This window comes from Luteimonas sp. A611 (assembly GCF_054072715.1).
The window spans coordinates 362,393-380,787 of the sequence record NZ_JBSVRP010000001.1 but is presented as its reverse complement, the minus strand read 5'-3'; the positions used below and the strand labels follow the sequence as shown (position 1 = coordinate 380,787).

Below are 18,395 nucleotides of genomic sequence, written 5' to 3'. Positions count from 1 at the left end.
TGCTGCAGCTGTCATCTCTCCCTCCGGTCGAGATGACAACGGTTGCGGCCGGACTTCTACCGCAGCAGGCGTTCGACCGCGTCGGCCAGGCGCTTGGCCGCGTCCGGGCGACCGAGCGCCGCGGCCGCGCGTGCGGCGTCGGGCAGGCGCGTGGGCGATTCGAAGGCCTCGCGCAGCGCCGTGGCCAATACGTCCGGACTCAGCTCGGCCTCCGGGATGTGCCAGCCAACGCCGGCTTCGGCCAGGGTCTGCGCGTTGCGCCGCTGCTCTTCGCGCGCGCCACCGTGCGGCAGGGGCACGAAGATCGCGGGACGGCCGATGGTGAGCAGGTCGGCCGCGGTGGTGGCGCCGGCGCGGGTCACGACCAGATGCGCGTCGCGCAGACGCTCGCCCATGTCGTCGAAGAACGGGCGCACGCTGGCGTCGATGCCGATGTCGCGCAGCTGCGCGACCAGCGTGTCGGCATCCTCGCCGCGGTACTGCAGCGACAGCTGCAGGCGCGCGCGCAAGGGTTCGGGCAGCAGTGCCAGCGCCGGCGGCACCACCCGACCGAACACCGCCGCACTCTGGCTGCCGCCAACCACCAGCAGCCGCAGCGGCCCCTGCGCATCGAAGGCCGGATAGTCGCCGCGCGCCGCCAGGATCGCCTGCCGCACCGGATTGCCTGTCTCGACGATCTTCGAAGCATCGAAGCGCTCGGCGCCGGCCACGACCGGGAACGAGGTCGCCAGTCCCGCGGCGAAGCGCAGCAGCTGCGCATTGGCCTTGCTCAGCCGCGTGGCCTGTTCGTGCAGCAGCAGCGGCAGCCCCAGGCTCCGGGCTGCGAGCGCCGGCGCAAAGCTGGGATAGCCGCCAAAGCCGACCATCAGCGCGGCGCCACGCCGCTTCAGGTCCGTGCGCGAGGCCAGCACGCCGCGCAGGATGCTCAGCGCCGCGCTGGCCTTTGCCGCGACGCCACCCTCGAGCGAGCTGGCCGGCAACACCACGTGCGGGATCCCGGCCAGCGCCTGTGCGTACTGCGCGCCGCGACGCTCGGTATGGATCACCACGTCGTGCCCGCGCGCCATGAGTTCTCGCGCCAGCGCTTCGGCCGGAAACAGGTGGCCGCCGGTGCCGCCGGCGGCAAGGGCGATGGTGGATCGGGCGGGTTTGGAAGAAGGCATCGGCGATCGGTGTGACCTGCGCAACGGCGCACTATAGAGGGATCGTGCATTGCGCCATACCGCGCAGAGCCGGCGTGCGACGCTTGCCGGTCGCTTGATGACGTCCGGATGACATCGCCCACATGCGCCGTCGGCGGCGCTCGCGCGTTGCTGTCATTTGCAACAGCCGCGCAGCACATCCACGCGAGCGCCTGCGGCCAAGTCGATTGCTACCGGAATCCGGCGCCACCCCATGACTTTCGACATGGGGCCGCCACGGTCCGGTCTGTACCATGACGGCCCTCGCATCGCGCCGCTGTCATCCATTCGCCCGCGCATGCGTTACCTCCCCCTTTGCCCCCGACCGCCCCGGCGGCCGGTCGCTTCGCTGCCCTTCGGAATACCGGATGAACCTCAAAGGCCTCGCCAGACCCGTCCTCATCGTCGTTGCCGTACTCGTTGCCGGTCTGCTGCTGTGGCGCGGCTTCGGCAGCGACGAACCCGCGCCCCAGGGCGGGCGCGGCGGCTGGCGCGACGGCGAGCGCCCGCCGACGCCGGTGCGCGTGGTGGTGGCCGCGCGCGAGCAGCTCGCCGTCCAGCTCAAGGCGTTGGGCACGGTGACGCCGCTGAAGTCGGTGACCGTGCGCCCGCGCGTGGACGGCGAACTGCTGCGCGTGGTGTTCGAGGAAGGCCAGCACGTCGAAGCCGGCGCGCTGCTGGCCGAGATCGACCCCGCATCCTTCCGCATCCAGCTTGCGCAGGCGCAGGGCCAGCAGAAGCAGAACCTGGCCGAGCTGGAAAATGCGCGCATCCAGCTGCAGCGCTATCGCGACCTGGCACAAGGCGCGTACGTGTCGGCGCAGGACGTGGCCAACCTGCAGGCGCAGGTGCGCCAGTTCGAGGGCCGCCGCGAGATCGACCAGGCAGCGGTCGACGAGGCCAGGCTGCAGCTGCAGTACACCCGCATCGTGGCGCCGGTGGCGGGCCGCGTCGGCCTGCGCACGGTGGACGCCGGCAACCTGGTGGGCAGCGGCGACGAAGATGGCATCGCGAGCATCGCGCAGATGCGTCCGATCAGCGTGCTGTTCTCGGTGCCGGAAAACGTGCTGCCTTCGGTGATCGAGGCCGCGCGCAGCAACCCGGCGCTGCCGGTGCAGGCCTGGGACCGCAGCGAGCGCCACGTGCTCGCCAGCGGCCGGCTGTCGAGCATCGACAACCGCATCGACACCGAGACCGGCACGCTGCGCCTGCGCGCCCTGTTCGACAACGCCGACGGCGCGCTGTTCCCCAACCAGTTCGTCAATGCGCGCCTGCAACTGGACGACGACGAGACGCTGGTGATCCCGGACGCCGCGGTGCAGTTCGGCAACCAGGGCACCTATGTCTACCTGGTCAACGACGACGACACCGCCAGCGTGCGGCCGGTGGTGCTGGGCGCGGGCAGCGAAGGCCGCGTGGCCGTGCTCGAGGGGCTCGAGGCCGGCGATCGCGTGGTGCTCGAAGGCATCGATCGCCTGAGCGAAGGCGCCAAGGTCGAGGTCGTCGAGACCGACGTCTCAGGCGATGAAACCACACCCTCGCAGGACGCCGGGCCCGCCGCATGAACCTCTCGCGCCCGTTCATCCTGCGGCCGGTGGCGACCACGCTGCTGATGCTGGCGCTGCTGCTGTCGGGCCTGTTCGCCTACCGTCTGCTGCCGGTCGCGGCGCTGCCGCAGGTCGACTACCCGATCATCCAGGTGCTCACGCTGTATCCCGGCGCCAGCCCCACCGTCACCACCAGCGCGGTGACCGCGCCGCTGGAGCGGCGGCTGGGCCAGATCCCCGGCCTCAACCAGATGTCGTCGACCAGCTCCGGCGGCGCATCGGTGATCACGCTGCAGTTCGCGCTCGAAGTCGACCTGGGCGTGGCCGAGCAGGAGGTGCAGGCGGCGATCAACAGCGCAAGCAGCTTCCTGCCCAACGACCTGCCGATGCCGCCGGTGTACCGCAAGGTCAACCCGGCCGACACGCCGATCCTCACCCTGGCGATCACCTCGCCGACGCTGGCCCTGCCCGAGGTCTACGACCTGGTCGATACGCGCATGGCGCAGCGCCTGTCGCAGCTGTCGGGCGTGGGCCTGGTGAGCATCGCCGGCGGCCAGCGCCCCGCGGTGCGCATCCAGGTCAACCCGTCGGCGCTGGCCTCGGCCGGCGTGGGCATGGACCAGATCCGCGCCGCGATCGCCGCGGCCAACGTCAACATGCCCAAGGGCAGCTTCGACGGCCCGACCCGCGCGATCATGCTCGACGCCAACGACCAGATGCGTTCGGCGCAGGAATACCGCGACCTGGTCATCAGCTTCCGCGACGGCGCGCCGCTGCGCCTGGGCGAGGTGGCCAGCGTCGAACAGGGGGCCGAGAACCGTCAGCTCGCCGCCTGGTCGGGTGATACGCCGGCGATCCTGGTCAACATCCAGCGCCAGCCGGGCGCCAACGTGATCGAGGTGGTCGACGGCATCCACGAGCTGCTGCCACGGCTGCGCGCGGCGATGCCGGCCGCGGTCGAGGTGACCGTGCTCAGCGACCGCACCGAATCGATCCGCGCCTCGATCAAGGGCGTGCAGCACGAGCTGCTGATGGCGATCGGCCTGGTGGTGCTGGTGACGTTCGTGTTCCTGCGCACCATCCCGGCCACGATCATCCCCAGCCTGGCGGTGCCGCTGTCGCTGGTGTCGACCTTCGGCTTCATGCTGCTGGCCGGCTTCTCGCTCAACAACCTCACCCTGATGGCGCTGACCATCGCCACCGGCTTCGTGGTCGACGACGCGATCGTGATGCTGGAGAACGTCGCGCGCCACATGGAGCAGGGCAAGAGCCGGCTGCAGGCTGCACTCGACGGCGCGCGCCAGATCGGCTTCACCCTGATCTCGCTCACCGTTTCGCTGATCGCGGTGCTGATCCCGCTGCTGTTCATGGGCGACGTGGTCGGCCGGCTGTTCCACGAGTTCGCGATCACGCTGGCGGTCGCCATCGCGATCTCGCTGGTGGTCTCGCTCACGCTCACGCCGATGCTGTGCGCGCGCTTCCTCAAGGCCGGCCGCGACCACGGCGTCGCCGAGGGCGACGATGCCCAGGCCGCCGGCGCGGAAGGCGACATGTTCGACCGCGTGATCGCCGCCTACGACCGCGCCCTGCACTGGACCCTGGCGCGGCAGCCGCTGATGCTCGGCATCACCGTCGCCACCCTGGTGCTGACCGCGCTGCTGTACCTGGCCGTGCCCAAGGGCTTCTTCCCCTCGCAGGACGCGGGCCTGATCCAGGGCATCAGCCAGGCGCCGGCTTCGATTTCGTTCCAGGCGATGGCGCAGCGTCAGCAGGCGCTGGCCGATGCGATCCTCGAGGATCCGGACGTGGCCTCGCTGTCCTCGTTCATCGGCGTGGACGGCAACAATCCCACCCTCAACACCGGACGCCTGCTGATCGAGCTCAAGCCGCATGCGCAGCGCGATGCCGGCGCGCACGCGATCATCGAGCGGATGCAGGCGCGCGCGACGCAGGTGCCGGGCATCGCGCTGTTCCTGCAGCCGGTGCAGGAGCTGGGCATCGAGGACCGGGTGAGCCGCGGCCAATACCAGTTCGCGTTGACCAGCCCCGACCAGGCCGCGCTGTCTGCGTGGGCGCCGCGCATGATCGAGCACCTGCGCGGCACCGGCGCGCTCGCCGACGTGGCCGGCGACCTGCAGGACGACGGCCTGCAGGCCTGGGTGGACATCGACCGCGACGCCGCCGCGCGCCTGGGCGTGCAGGCCTCAGATGTCGCCGACGCGCTGTACGACGCCTTCGGCCAGCGCCAGATCTCGACCATCTTCACCCAGTCCAACCAGTACCGCGTGGTGCTCGAGGCCGACGCGCAGTTCCAGCTGGGGCCGGAGGCGATCGAACGCATCTACGTGGCCACGGCCGACGGCGGACAGACGCCGCTGTCGGGTATCGCGCGCGTGTCCACGCGCACCGCGCCGCTGCTGGTGAGCCATATCGGCCAGTTTCCGGCGGCGATGGTGTCGTTCAACCTCGCGCCGGGCGCGTCGCTGGGCGAGGCGGTGGAGCAGATCGAGGCTGCGCGCGATGCGATCGGCTTGCCGACATCGGTCGAGTTGCGGCTGCAGGGCGGCGCGCAGGCGTTCCGCAACTCGCTCTCGAGCACGCTGTGGCTGGTGCTGGCCGCGGTGCTGGTGATGTACATCGTGCTGGGGGTGCTCTACGAGAGCTTCATCCACCCGGTGACGATCCTGTCCACCCTGCCCTCGGCCACGGTCGGTGCGCTGGCCGCGCTGCTGCTGACCGGGCGCAGCCTGGACCTGATCGCGGTGATCGGCATCATCCTGCTGATCGGGCTGGTGAAGAAGAACGGCATCATGATGGTCGACTTCGCGCTTGAGGCCGAGCGCGAACAGGGCCTGTCGCCGCAGCAGGCGATCCACCGCGCCGCGCTGCTTCGCTTCCGGCCGATCCTGATGACCACGCTGGCGGCGCTGTTCGCCGCCATCCCGATGATGCTGGCCAGCGGCTCGGGCGCCGAGCTGCGCCAGCCGCTGGGCCTGGTGATGGTCGGCGGGCTGCTGGTGAGCCAGGTGCTGACCCTGTTCACGACGCCGGTGATCTACCTGTTCTTCGACCGGCTGGTGCACGGCAAGGCATCTGCCGGGATCGCGGGCGAACCGGCCGCGGGCTGATGGACACGCAGCGCCTCAACCTTTCGCGCATCTTCATCGAGCGGCCGGTCGCGACGATCCTGCTGGCGGTCGCGGTGGTGCTGGCGGGCATGCTCGCCTACCGGATGCTGCCGGTGGCGCCGCTGCCGCAGATCGACTATCCGGCGATCCAGGTCAGCGCCTCGCTGCCCGGCGCCAGCCCCGAGTCGATGGCCGCCACCGTGGCCACGCCGCTGGAGCGCGCGCTCGGCACCATCCCCGGCATCACCCGGATCAGCTCGAGCAGCGGCCAGGGCACTACCCGCATCGACCTGCAGTTCAGCCTCGACCGCAACGTCGACGAGGCCGCGCGCGAAGTGCAGGCCGCGCTCAATGCCGCGCGCGCGCAGCTGCCGGCGGGCATGCCGGGCATGCCGCAGTACCGCAAGATCAATCCCTCGCAGGCGCCGATCCTGGCGCTGGCGCTGAGTTCGGCCACGCACACGCCGGGCCAGGTCTACGACGTCGCCTCGACGATCATCGCGCAGAAGATCGCGCAGATCCCCGGCGTCGGCCAGGTCGAGGCCGGCGGCAGTTCGCTGCCGGCGGTGCGCGTGTCGCTCAACCCGAATGCGCTCAACCAGTACGGCATCGCCCTGGACGAAGTGGCCGGCGCGATCCGCAGCGCCAACGCGCTGCGTCCGCTCGGCCACGTGGTGCGCGGCGAGCGCCAGTGGCAGATCGAGGCCAGCCTGCAGCTGCGCAGCGCCGACCAGTACCGCGGCCTGATCGTCGCCTGGCGCAACGGCCGCCCGGTGCACCTGCGCGACGTGGCCGAGGTCAACGAAGGCACCGAGAACCGCTATGCCGCCGGCTTCCACAACGACCGCGACGCGGTGCTGCTGGTGGTCAGCCGCCAGCCCGGGGCCAACATCATCCGCACGGTCGACGCGATCCACGCGCAGATGGACGCGCTGCAGGCGCTGCTGCCGGCCGGCATCGACATGACGCTAGTGATGGACCGCTCGCCGGTGATCCGCGCCACCCTGGGAGAGGCCGAGACCACCCTGTTGCTCGCCATCGCGCTGGTGGTGCTGGTGGTGCTGGCGTTCCTGGGCAGCTGGCGCGCGGCGCTGGTGCCGACGCTGGCCATCCCGGTCTCGCTGTGCGGCGCGCTGGCGATCATCTGGCTGGCCGGCTTCTCGCTCAACACCATGTCGCTGATGGCGCTGATCGTGGCCGCGGTGCTGGTGGTGGACGATGCGATCGTGGTGCTGGAGAACATCTCGCGCCATATCGACAACGGGCTCAAGCCCTGGGACGCGGCGATGCGCGGCGCCGGCGAGGTCGGCGTCACCCTGCTGTCGATGAACATCGCGCTGGGCGTGGTGTTCGTCTCGATCCTGTTCCTGGACGACTTCGTCGAGCGCCTGTTCCGCGAGTTCTCGCTGACCCTGGTCGCGGCGATGACGGTCTCGCTGCTGGTGTCGCTGAGCCTGACGCCGACGCTGTGCGCGCGCCTGCTCGGTGGCCACCGCCGCACCGCCGACGTGCCCAAGTGGCAGCGCCTGGGCACGCATGTCTCCGATCGCCTGCGCGACCTGTACCTGCGCTCACTCCGCGGCACGCTGCGGCACACCACGGTGGCGCTGCTGATCCTGCTCGGCGCCATCGTGTTCAACGCCTTCCTGTTCGCCAAGGTGCCCAAGGGCACCGTGCCCGAGCAGGACACCGGCCAGCTGCGCGGCTTCGCGCGCGGCGACGACGGCCTGTCGTTCCAGGTGATGCAGCCCAAGATCCAGACCTATCGCGAGTACCTGCTGGCGGACCCGGCGATCGAGGAGATCTCCGGTTACCTCGGCGGTGGCACCGGCGTGAACAACGGCTACGTGATGATCCAGATGAAGCCGCTGTCCGAGCGCGGCGTGTCCAGCCGCGAGGTGATCGACCGGCTGCGCGAGGACCTGCCCAGGCTGCCCGGCGGCAACCTTTGGCTGTGGGTGGACCAGGACATCCGCATCGGCGGCGGTGGCGGCAGCGGCGAGGGCAACTACGAGCTGCAGCTGCTCGCCGACGACAGCGCGCCGCTGCGCGCGTGGACGCCGCGCATCCGCGACGCGCTCGAGGCGCTGCCGCAGCTGGTGGACGTGGAGTCGGGCGGCGACGAGGGCATGCGCCAGGTCGCGCTGGAGATCGACCGCAGCGCCGCCGCGCAGCTGGGCGTGGACATGCGCACCATCGGCACCGTGCTCAACAACTCCTTCAGCCAGCGCCAGGTGGCCACGCTCTACGACAGCCTCAACCAGTACCGCGTGGTGATGGAACTCGATCCGCGCCACACGCAGACGCCCGAGACGCTCGACCAGGTGTTCGCGATCGGCGGCGACGGGCAACGCGTGCCGCTGTCGGCCTTCGCCCGCTGGGAGTACGGCATGGCGCCCGACCGCATCCAGCATCGCGAGCAGTTCGTCTCGACCCGGGTCAGCTTCGCGCTGGCGCCGGAGGTCACCCTGGGCGAGGCGGTCGAGGCGATCGACCAGGCGATGGCGCAGATCATGCTGCCCAACGAGGTGCAGGCGCGGCTGGGCGAGGAGGCCGGCAGCCTGCAGGAGATGCGCGAGCGCCAGCTGTGGATGATTCTGGGCGCGGTGCTGGCGGTCTACCTGGTGCTGGGCGTGCTGTACGAGAGCTACATCCAGCCGCTGGCGATCCTGTCGATCCTGCCATCAGCCGGTATCGGCGCGCTGCTGGCGCTGCTGCTGTTCGGCGGCGCGCTCGACCTGATCTCGCTGCTGGGCCTGTTCCTGCTGGTCGGCGTGGTGATGAAGAACACCATCCTGATGGTCGACTTCGCGCTCGCCGCGCAGCGCGAACGGGGCCTGTCCGCGGACGCTGCGATGCTGGAAGCGGCCAGGCTGCGCTTCCGCCCGATCCTGATGACCTCGCTCGCCGCCCTGCTCGGCATGCTGCCGCTGGTGCTGTCGAGCGGCGAAGGCTGGGAAATGCGCCGCCCGCTGGGCCTGGCCATCGTCGGCGGCCTGCTGGTGAGCCAGTGGCTGACGCTGTACACCACGCCGGCAGCGTTCCTGGTGCTGGCGCGGATGCGCGCGAAGTTCGCGCGCGGAGCGAAGGCCGAGCCGGGGACTGCCGCGGAGGGCCGCTGATTGCGGCATCCGCGCTGACGCGGCGTTTGCGCCGACGAGGCATCTGCGCCGACGCGGCATGTGAATCACCGCGGCATTTCGAGTGCCGTCATCCCGGCGAAAGCCGGAAGCGCTTTACAACAGCCTGAAAGGCTGGTCATCCATTTTCCGAAGTGGGCGTCAAACGTCAGGAGCAGATGGATCCCGGCTTTCGCCGGGATGACGGGATTCTGGGCTCAGCAATTCGGGATGGTCCCCGCTTCGACACCGACGTCGACCTCCACATCGGCTTCGACATCGGCTTCCACTTCGAAAAACGCCAGCTTGCGCGCCTTCGGCAGCTGCTTCAGTTGCCACTCCGCACGCGACGCCGTCGCCCGGTCCGGATAAACGCGACTGGCGATCAGGCGCAGCGGCGCGCGGCCCCGTGTGTAGCGCGCGCCCTTGCCCGCCGCATGCGCGCGCAGGCGTGCGTCGAGATCGTTGCTGATGCCGGCGTACCAGCTGCCGTCGCCGCATTCGAGCAGGTACAGCCACCAGGTGTTCGCCCACGCACTCATGGCAGCAGATGCGGGCGGCCGTCGTACCACTCGCGCGCGTTGCGCAGGTGCAGCTTCGGGCGCTCGCCCGTCAGTTCGACGCCCACGCCCAGCACGCCCCACCTGGCGTAAAGATCCCCCTGCCGCCGCTGGCCCTGCAGGCGCATCCGCGCGTCGACCTGGAAACGCTGGTTGGCCGCATGCATGCGGTCGAGCACCAGCTTGTCGCCCTGCCACAGCCAGCGACCGTCGAGGCTGACCTCGCCGGCATCGACGACGCGACCGATCCAGGCCGGATAGTCGGCACGGTCGGCGAACATTGCCAGCAGGAAATCCAGGTCCTTCATGCGCGCGCGCAGCTTGCCCCCGGCGGTGGCTGGCTGCCTCCAGGCCACGTGTCCGTCCTGCAGGTCGACCGTGGCCCACCAGCCGCGGCGCGCATGGCCGCCGCGTTCGCGGAAGCCGACGTTGCGCAGGCGCAGCTGCGTGCCGCCGAGGTGGAAATTGCCCTGCTGCAGGCTGCCGCGACGCAGTCGCCCGTCGATCACCACATCGCCGTCGAGCGCCAGGCCCGCCACCGACAGCCGCGCCTTGCGCGCATCGACGCGCAACGTGCCCTCGCCGACCTCGCCCTCGCCATTCACGCGCAGGTCGCCGCTGAGGCGACCGCTGCCACCGGCAAAGCGGACGCGATCATTGGGCAGGTAGGGATTGAACATCGCCAGCTCCGGGACGCTCGCGTTCTGGAAACGCACGCGCGCCTGCAGGGACTCGCGCATGCGATCGAGCTGCGCGTCGGACTCCACGTCCACGCGCAGGTCGTTGCCGTACACCCAGGGCCGCTGCGGCGTGCTGCCGGGCGCAGCGTCGAAGCGCTCCATCGCCAGCGACACGCGCGAGCGCGGCACTCCATCCTCGCCCGCCTCGATCACGGCATCGGCGCGGGCGCGCCCGCTGAAGCGGTTGCCGAGCACATCGGCGCGCGCCTCCACCTCGCGCACGTGCAGGCGGCTGCCGGTGGCGAGGCGGCCATCGGCCAGCTGCAGGTCCGCCTCGACCGTGCCACTGCCATCCAGCGCCAGCCAGTCGGCCTGGGTGAACAGCGCCAGCAGGCCGCCCAGCGACGGCACGTGCCAGCGTCCGCGCGCGGTGCTGGTTGACTGCATCAGTCGCTGGCGCGCGTCCTGCAGCGGCAGCGCAGTGCCGGGCATGCGCAGGTCGGCTGCCAGCCAGGTGTCGTGGCCGGGCTGCTGCGGCACCTGCGCGCGCAGGTGCAGGGATTGATCGACATCGAGCGTCAAGTCCAGCGCGCTGTCGTGCGCGGTGCCCTGCGCATCCACGAAGCGCAGCGGTGCATGCACGCGCAGGCGATCGCCCTCGCGCAGCGCGCCGTCGTCCAGGGCCAGCTTCGCCTCGAGGCGGCCGATGCCGGGCACTGCGTCGAACCGGTAGTGACCGTCCTCGCCAAGCACCGCCTGCAGCGCGACCGTGCTTGCCTGCAGATCGAGCGTGGCACTAAGCAGGGGCAGCTTGCCCAGCCCGGGATGCGCGCTGGACAGGTGCGGGGCCAGGGCGAACCCTGCGTCGATGCGCGCATCGCCCAGCCACTGTCCGCCATCGCGCTGCACGCTGGCGCTTTCGAAATGCGCCATGGACGGGAACAGCTCGAGCGAACCACCGCGGAACTGCTTGGAGAAACCCACCTCGGCGCGTCCCTTCCCGGTGATGTGCCAACCGAACAGGTCGGCGCCTGTCACGCTGTCGCTGGCGATACGGTCCATGCGCAAGGTCCAGCCGCTGGCATGCGGCTCCGCCCGCGCCAATTCCACGCCGGCGCGAGCCACCGCACCTGTCGGCCGTGGAAGCTCCACGTCGACGGGAGCGACCGCATCGACCGGTCGCGGCAGTTCGACGTCGACGCGAGAGACCGCACCGGTCGGTCGTGGCAGCTCCTCGTCGACGCGGGCGACCGTACCGGTGACCGCTTCGGCCTCTAGCCAGGGCACGCGGACTTCCCGGCGCAGCAGCGGCCACAGCGCGATCCGTCCGCGCACCTGACCTGCCTGCGCGCTCCACTGCGTGCGCCGGGCCTGCCCCTGCATCCGCACATCGCCCAGGGTGACGCGTCCCGGCCACAGCGTATGCGCCGAAGACCAGTCCATGCGGAAGGTCCCGGGCTTGCGACCGACCAGCTCGCGCGCCAGGTCCGAGCGCAGGAACACATTGCCCGCGACGAGGTACAGCGCGTACACGGCAAGCAACGCCACCGCGAGCGCCAACGTGTAGCGTCGCAGGCGAGCCCAGCCGGAAGGGGACGTATCCATGCGCAAAGGATGCCCGAAGCGGGCGTCGCTGCGCAGCGGCAGGCGCCACGGCGCACCGCGATGCAGGAAAAACCCGATGCCACCGCCACTGCGCCAGCACCATGCCGGCTTGCAGTGGCGGCGCTTGCCGGCGCCCCTGCGCACATCGCGCCTTGTCCGGCCCGAAGCGCGCGCCGGTTTGCGCATCCCCGGAGCGGGTGCTAGCGTCGGCCGTGGATCCATCGGGGCGGGCTGTGGCGGACAGCGAAATCACGCAATTGCTGGTGCGCGCACGCAGTGGCGAACCCGCGCTGATCGGTGCCGTGTTCGAGGCCCTGTATCCCGAGCTCCGGCGACTGGCCAATTCGCGCATTTCTGGCCGCGAATCCACGTTCACCCCGACCATGCTGGTGCATGAGCTGTACCTGCGCATCAGCCAGGGCGCCGCGCTCCCGCTGGCCGACCGCCAGCATTTTTTCGCTGCCTCGGCGCGCGCGATGCGCTGGATCCTGGTCGAACACGTGCGCCAGCACGCCACCGTCAAGCGCGGCGGCGAGCACCTCCTGGTGAGCCTGGACGATGCGATTCCCGGCGCGCCACCGGTGCCGACCGACGTCCTTGCGCTGGACCAGGGCCTGGACGCGCTGGAGGCGATCAGTCCGCAGCGTCGCCAGATCGTCGAGCTGCGCTGGTTTGCCGGGCTCGAATTCGCCGAGATCGCCCGCGTGCTCGAATGCTCGGAACGCACCGTCTATCGCGAATGGGAACGCGCGCGTGCTTTCCTGCAGGCGATGCTGGACGAGGATCGCGATGGAGCCTGAGCAACTGGCGCACTGGCAGGCGGCCGATGCGCTGTTCGACCACTGGCTGGACCTGCCCGACGACCAGCGCGACGCCTGGCTTGCCGCGCAGCAGCCCGAACCGCCGGTGCGGCGACGACTCGAGAAGTTGATCGCCGCGCATCGTCATCCCAAGGCCTCGCTCGATCCGGGGGCGGGCAACCTGGCCGGTTGCCGCCTCGGCGACTGGACCCTGGACGACGAACTCGGGCGTGGCGGCATGGCCGTGGTCTACCGCGGCTGGCGCACCCAGGGCATGGCGCGACAGCAGGCCGCGCTCAAGGTCCTGACCCTCGGGGCACTCGGCGCGCACGGGCGCGAACGTTTCCGGCGCGAGGCCGAGATCCTCGCCCGGCTCAACCATCCCCACATCACCGCCCTGGTCGATTCGGGCGTGGCCGAGGACGGCACCTGCTGGCTGGCGATGCCGCTGGTGGAGGGCGAGCGCATCGACCGCTGGTGCGATACGCATGCGCTGGATGCGCGCGCGATCGTGCAGCTCTCGCTGCAGGTCTGCAGCGCGGTGGCCTGGGCGCACCGCAGCCTGGTGGTCCATCGCGACCTCAAGCCGTCCAACGTGCTGGTGGAAGCGGGCGGACACGTGCGCCTGCTCGACTTCGGCATCGGCCAGTTCACCGACGTCGAGGGCGAACGCACGCAGACCCTGTGGCGCGCGCTCACGCCCGGCTATGCCGCGCCCGAACAGTTGCGCGGCGATCCGCCGAGCACGGCGGTCGATGTCTACGGACTGGGCGCGCTGCTGCACCGGCTGCTGACCGGCCGCACGCCGCAGGCAGCGACGGACGGCACCGACACCACCCGACCCTCGCTGCTGGTACGCAATGCCGACGATACCTACCACCGCCACTACGTCCCGCTGAAGAACGATCTCGACCGGGTCCTGCTCAAGGCCCTGGCCGAGGAGCCGGAGCAGCGCTACCCGTCCGCCGGGGCGCTGGCCGACGACCTGCACCGCTGGCTCGACGGCCACCCGGTGCTGGCGCAGAAGCCGAAGCCGGGTTACCGGCTGCGCAAGTTCATGCTGCGCAACAGGGTCGGGGTTGCGGCTGCGGGCCTGCTGGCCGTCACCCTCGGCGCGGGCGCGGGGGCGACACTCTGGCAGGCCGACGTCGCGCGACGCGAAGCCGGACATGCGCACGACCGGGCGCAGCGTGCCGAAGCAGTCCGCGACTTTCTCGGCAACGCCTTCATTTCCACGCGCCCGGCGCAAGGCCGCGTTCCCGATGCGCTGGAGATCGTCGACGCCAGCGCACGCGACGCGCGCGAAACGCTTGCCTCCAGCGATCCACTGGCCGCCGCCGACGTGCTGCTGCTGACCGGCACGGTGCGCGCGAACCTCGATGCCATCGACGACGCCGAAGCCGACCTGAAGGAAGCGCTGCGCCTGCTTGCCCCGCACGAACGGAACGCCGCGAGCGAGCTTTCGCGCGCGCACTGGGAACTGGGCCGCATCGCCCGGCAGCGGGGCGACCGCAAGGCCGCGCGCGAACACATCGAGCGCACCGTGGCGCTCAACGCACGGTGGGACGCGCCGCCCAACGAACGCATTCGCGCCCGGATCTCGCTGGGGGAAACCCTGCTGACCGAGGAACCGACCCAGGCCGCGACGCTGTTCCGCGCCGTCATCGACGAAATCAAGGGCACCGAACTCGAAGACTCGCTGCGCCACCTCAACGCGCTGAACGGCCTTTCGATTGCACTCGCCACGCCGGGCCACGACCCCGGGGTCCGGCTGCCGATCCAGGAAGAGCGCCTGCGCATCGCACGCAAGATCTATGACGACGACAGCGGCGGCTACGCCTTCACCCTGACCGACGTCACCCATACCTTCCGCAGCCTCGGCATGTTCGAGCGTGCCGAAGCACTGGCCAGGGAGGCTGTTGCCGTTGCCGACCGAACGCGCCAGCGCCCGGTCGAACTCAAGGCGATGACCCGCTGCAACCTGGCCTTGTACCTGCAGCAGCGTGGACGCTTCGAGGAGGCCCTGCCGCTGTTCGACACCGGCAACGCGCTCCTGATCGACAGCGGCAACAAGGGCATTGGTACGGAGCGCTGCATACGCGGCCGCGCCTACGTGCGCGGAGCGCTGGGTCAACATCGCGGCGCGCTCGAAGACCTCCAACGCGCGAACGCGCTGTTCGCCCTCGGGAAGCGCGAGACCCACCCCGATGCCATCGCCGCCTGCGGGCTGGCCGCCTCGATCCATCTGCGCGCCGGCGACATAGATGTCGCCGCGCACGAACTCTCACGATGCCCGCTGCCCGACGGCATGTCGCCGCCGATGGAACATACGCTCGCCGGCGCCGAGATCCTGCTGCTGCGCGGCGACCACGCGGGCGCATCGAAGATTGCAGCGGAACTGCGCGAGCAGCACCGGCCCGATGGCATCTTGAACCACTGGATGCGCCCGTGGATGTTGTCGGTGCTGGCCACGCACCTGGATGGCGCCGATCCGACGGCACTGGTCGCCACGCTCGGCGACCACGCCGACGACCAACCCCTCGCCTCCTGCCTGGCGTCCCCAGCGCCAGACCTCTGCCTGGCCTTGCCCTAGTGTCAGTTCCCGCCGCCTGATCACGTTGATGATGTACCCGGATGCACCGGGTCCGGGCGGGCCGCCGCCCGGCCATTCAACGCGCAAGGGCACGACCATGCAGATCCGCCTCCTGTTTCACGCCGCGGCCTGCCGGGCCATGCCGGTCATCGCCACGGTGCTCTGCGTCGCGGGCCTGCTGGCCGGCTGCACGCCTGGCAAGGGTGGCGGTGGCGGCCCGGTCCAACTCGGCGGCTACGAGGATGCGATCCGGGTCACCCCGACGCTGGACGAAGCGCACGCCATCACCGAGACCATCGGCTACGCCGGCGGCAGCATCAGCGCGACCACTGCCGACGGCACCGTCTTCACCCTGACCGTTCCGGCCAACTCCCTGCGTCAGGTCACGCAGATCACCATGACGCCAGTCATCAAGCTGGATGGGCTGCCATTCGGCAAGGGCACCGACGTCACCGTGGACCTGCAACCTTCCGGCCTGGTGTTCGATGTGCCGGCCACGCTCGCCATCAAGCCGGCCGTGCCCATCCCCGCCGGCGAGCAGATCCTCTATGCCTATTCGGATTCCCGGCTGGTGTTCGCCGAGCCGGTGCTCAAGGCGGAAGGCATCGCGATCGTGGTGCCGCACTTCAGTGGCTATGGCGCAGCCAAGGGATTAATGGGCGATGTGGAAGAGGCGCGCAAACGGATCGGCGGTTCGGCGGAAGAACGGATCGCCAGCGAAATGCGAGCCGTCCTGCAAGAGGCCCAGCAGGCCGAATTGCGCGGCGAACCCGTGAATCTCAATGCGCTGCTCGATCCGTACTTCGAGCAGATGGACCAGGAAGTCGTCATCCCGCGTCTGGAGGCCGCGGGCCAGAGCTGCGCGGCCGGGCGCTCGGCCATCATGACCGTGCTCGACTATGCACGTCAGCGCGAACTGCTCGGATACGAAGAGGAAGGAGGAGCACTCAACCAGGCCGCCGAGCTGCTTGAGAACACCGTCGCCCCCAAGTGCATGGACGAGGAATACCAGATGTGCGTGAACGAGCACATCGTCCACCGCATCGCCCCGGCCTATCTGGGGTTCGATAGGCAGCTCATGTTGTTTGGCATCGACAATTCACCGGTTCTCGAAAAAATGAAGAAGCAGGTCGAGGGATGCCTGCACTTCGACCTGGACCTGAAAATCGATTCGACGCTCACCCATGTCACCGAAGGGGATGGGATGGTGTTCATGGACGGGGCCGACTTCACCGCCGAGGTTGCCCTCGAGCTCGACCGGCTGCTTGGCGAGCACCACGACCTTCCGTTCGCTCCTTCCAGCGGGCCGATGACATCCCGGGACACCGAGGTTCGCGCCGTCGGGAACTGCACTCCCGCCGTGGTTTCGGGCTGGAACGGCGCCGGCCTGTTTCTCAAGATGGACGTCGTCGTGGAACCGGCCTCCCTCGACGAGGGTGGCGGCAGCTTCGAGGTGACCGGAATGGAAATCGAACTGCCCGCCGAACCGTTGAACAATCAATCCGGCGGTTCTTGCCATGGGAAACCCAACCAATATGCGGGGCCCACGACAAATGCAGTCTCCAACTATCTTCTCCTCCATGGCGACGGCAACAGCCGCAGCATGAAAATCGACGGCTGGACCACGCAAGGCGGCGAAATCTTCGCCACGGCCGAATGGACGGGCCAGAAGCAGGTGTCCGAGGCGCACACCTTCCAGGACAAGGGCACCGCCACGCTGCGCCACACCCCGCAGCCCGCGCCCTGACACCGACCACGGCCGGCCCGCTCCGCCACACACGCCACGCTGAGCCTGCGCCCTCCCCGCATGCCCGCTCGCCACGGGCAGCAGCGTTGCCTTGCCGCGCACCTGTCAGTCGACGCCCCGCTTTCTCGTGGATGACATGCCCGGACGCACCGGGCCGGCCGGGTCGCCGTCAGGCCTGTTCTCCTGCAAGGGCACGATCATGCATGTTTCCCATCTTCCCGCCGCGTCGGCCTTGGCGCTTGCGCTGTCCGTCGCCGCTCTGCCTGCTTCCGCGCAGGCGGCACAGACCGAGCTCCATATCGACGTCGCCACCCACACCATGCCCGGCATGCCGGGGCTCGGCGCGCTCGGGCGCCTGTCCGGCGCCATGGGCGGCGCCAACGCCAGCTACGGCATGGCCCGGTACCCCGGCATGCCCGGTCGCTACATGGACGTCGCGCTGCACAATCGTGCCGCGCCCGGTACGCCTGCGCGCCAAGCCGTGCCCAAGGGCCTGCAACTGGGCGACAGCATCGACCTGCTGCCTCCCGGCAACGCATCCTCCGCGACCAGCGACGCGACCGCGCACACCGCCGTCGGCCAGGCCGGCGACGGCACGTTCCGCATTCGCTATTACTGGGGTTGCGGCGAACAGGTGCGCGCCGGGCAGCCGTCCGAATTCACCGTCACCGTGCGCAACGGCAAACCGGTGACGGCAGGCCGTGCGATGGTCCCGCGTCAGGTGCCGCAGGCGGGCATCGCGTCCGCTCCGCGCTTCGCGCTCTGGCCCAACCCCTCCGCGCGCAAGGCTGTCGGCGGCAAGGCCTCGCTGGTCGGCAGCCACACCGTGACCAGCGAGGCGCTGCCGGCATCGCTGCAATTCGAACTCGATCGCGACCACGACTTCCTGCCCGAGCTCAAGCTGCGCAGCGAGGGCGACGCGGCCCGGGGTCACACCCTGAGCTGGGACGCGGTCGACGGCGCCCGCGCCTATTTCATTCACGGCACCGCCGCGGACGGCGAGACGATCGTGATGTGGAGCAGCTCGGAGGACGGCTACGCAGGACAGGAGCTGATGGACTTCCTGCCCGAGAACCTGATCTCGCAGTGGACCGGCAAGCGCACCCTGATGGGCGCCGACGCGCGCAGCTGCCGGATCCCGCCGGGCGTGTTCGCCGGCAACGGCAACGGCACGCCGATGCTGCAGATGATCGCCTACGGCAACGACCGCACCCTCGCGCGGCCCGACGGAAGCGTGCGCGTGCGCACCAAGTCCACCGCGATGCTGATGCCCGGGCTGGGTGCCTCCGCGCCCGGCACCGCCACGGACGCCGTGAAACCGACGGCCAAGGACGCGGCGAAAGGACTGCTGCGCGGCCTGCTCGGTCGCTGACACGCCCGTCATCGCCACGAGACACCGCGCGACCGTCGAAGACTGCCGGACATCGGGCGCGAA

The 18,395-nt window shown here is 70.1% G+C and carries 10 protein-coding genes; 7 read left to right on the top strand and 3 right to left on the bottom strand.

All coding sequences use genetic code 11. The features are described 5' to 3' along the window. Positions 1–56: 56 nt before the first annotated feature. The gene (locus ACW5EG_RS01640; RefSeq protein ID WP_457016942.1) at positions 57–1,163 is read right to left on the bottom strand and encodes a UDP-N-acetylglucosamine--N-acetylmuramyl-(pentapeptide) pyrophosphoryl-undecaprenol N-acetylglucosamine transferase; all 1,107 of its coding nucleotides are present in this window, start codon (positions 1,161–1,163) and stop codon (positions 57–59) included. A 386-nt stretch (positions 1,164–1,549) separates the two neighbouring features. Between ACW5EG_RS01640 and ACW5EG_RS01635 the strand changes: the two genes are divergently transcribed. Genes ACW5EG_RS01635 through ACW5EG_RS01625 form a run of 3 tightly spaced genes read left to right on the top strand, consistent with a single transcriptional unit; the run spans position 1,550 to position 8,978 of the window. Further along, positions 1,550–2,746, top strand: coding sequence for an MdtA/MuxA family multidrug efflux RND transporter periplasmic adaptor subunit (locus ACW5EG_RS01635; RefSeq protein WP_457016940.1), 1,197 nt, complete (start codon positions 1,550–1,552; stop codon positions 2,744–2,746). After that, a complete protein-coding gene (locus tag ACW5EG_RS01630; RefSeq protein WP_457020677.1) occupies positions 2,743–5,856 on the top strand; it encodes a multidrug efflux RND transporter permease subunit in 3,114 nt (1,037 codons plus the stop codon). The genes ACW5EG_RS01635 and ACW5EG_RS01630 overlap by 4 nt, the downstream gene beginning before the upstream one ends. Then, entirely contained in the window at positions 5,856–8,978 is a 3,123-nt protein-coding gene (locus ACW5EG_RS01625) for an efflux RND transporter permease subunit (RefSeq protein ID WP_457016937.1), read from the top strand. The genes ACW5EG_RS01630 and ACW5EG_RS01625 overlap by 1 nt, the downstream gene beginning before the upstream one ends. 215 nt (positions 8,979–9,193) lie before the next feature. On the opposite strand, the gene ACW5EG_RS01620 is transcribed toward ACW5EG_RS01625, so the two are convergent. Together ACW5EG_RS01620 and ACW5EG_RS01615 are read right to left on the bottom strand one after the other, a co-directional pair. Beyond that, positions 9,194–9,517, bottom strand: coding sequence for a GIY-YIG nuclease family protein (locus ACW5EG_RS01620; RefSeq protein WP_457016936.1), 324 nt, complete (start codon positions 9,515–9,517; stop codon positions 9,194–9,196). Continuing rightward, positions 9,514–11,820, bottom strand: a complete 2,307-nt coding sequence (locus tag ACW5EG_RS01615; protein WP_457016934.1) for a hypothetical protein — start codon at positions 11,818–11,820, stop codon at positions 9,514–9,516. Before ACW5EG_RS01615 ends, ACW5EG_RS01620 begins: the two co-directional genes overlap by 4 nt. A gap of 197 nt (positions 11,821–12,017) precedes the next feature. On the opposite strand from ACW5EG_RS01615, the gene ACW5EG_RS01610 reads away from it, so the two are divergent. The 4 genes from ACW5EG_RS01610 to ACW5EG_RS01595 all read left to right on the top strand — a co-directional run bounded on the left by ACW5EG_RS01610 (position 12,018) and on the right by ACW5EG_RS01595 (position 18,332). Further along, entirely contained in the window at positions 12,018–12,620 is a 603-nt protein-coding gene (locus ACW5EG_RS01610) for an ECF-type sigma factor (protein ID WP_457016933.1), read from the top strand. After that, positions 12,610–15,213: a protein kinase domain-containing protein gene (locus tag ACW5EG_RS01605; protein WP_457020676.1), complete on the top strand. Its 2,604-nt coding sequence runs from the start codon at positions 12,610–12,612 to the stop codon at positions 15,211–15,213. The genes ACW5EG_RS01610 and ACW5EG_RS01605 overlap by 11 nt, the downstream gene beginning before the upstream one ends. Positions 15,214–15,310: 97 nt before the next feature. After that, positions 15,311–16,960, top strand: coding sequence for a hypothetical protein (locus ACW5EG_RS01600; RefSeq protein ID WP_457020675.1), 1,650 nt, complete (start codon positions 15,311–15,313; stop codon positions 16,958–16,960). Between the two features lie 136 nt (positions 16,961–17,096). After that, complete coding sequence (locus ACW5EG_RS01595) at positions 17,097–18,332, top strand: hypothetical protein (protein WP_457020674.1); 1,236 nt, start codon at positions 17,097–17,099, stop codon at positions 18,330–18,332. Positions 18,333–18,395 lie beyond the last annotated feature (63 nt).